We start from the raw sequence: 483 nt of genomic DNA, 5'->3' as shown, positions 1-483 counted from the left end.
ATTTTCCGGCATTCACCCTACAGTTGTAATCCAGCTGTGAAGCCCAAGAGCCCCTACATCGCAGCCGTGAGCGCTGCTGCACCCTCTGCACCAGTGATCGGCCAAAGGAGCGCCAGCCGCGGCCCCGGTGGTCCCCCGGGTCCCGGTGGTCCCCCTGGTCGGTGGGTGGCTGGGGGGTCTGGTGCCAGGTACTGGCAGCCTAGAGGTGCTGGTCGATGAGCTTCTTGAACTCGTCGTAGATGACCAGCACAAGGGCACCGCCGGCGCCACGCAGCACGTTGGACCAGGCGCCCTTGAAGAACGCCTTGCCTCCCTCCTCCCTGTAGATCTTGCCCCATGCGTCGATTGTGCCGTTGTAGTGCTTCTTGCCACCAGACTGCATCATGAGGCGACGGCGGACAGTGTCGAAGGGGTAAGACATGACACCAGCGGCGGCAGTGACGGCCTGAGCGACGGCCCACTTGGCGAAGAAGTTGGCGGTCT

1 protein-coding gene is annotated in these 483 nt (G+C 63.6%); it reads right to left on the bottom strand.

The window, feature by feature from the left end; all coding sequences use genetic code 11:
• Positions 1 to 199: 199 nt before the first annotated feature.
• The coding region (locus RJ05_RS33145) for an MC/SLC25 family protein (RefSeq protein ID WP_036541848.1) at positions 200 to 483 on the bottom strand (284 nt) is incomplete at its 5' end.

It is taken from the genome of Nocardia cyriacigeorgica NBRC 100375 (genome assembly GCF_000308555.1).
Taxonomy (GTDB): Bacteria; Actinomycetota; Actinomycetes; order Mycobacteriales; family Mycobacteriaceae; genus Nocardia; species Nocardia cyriacigeorgica.
Note: the sequence above shows the minus strand (reverse complement) of the source record. Positions and strands in the feature narration are given on the sequence as shown.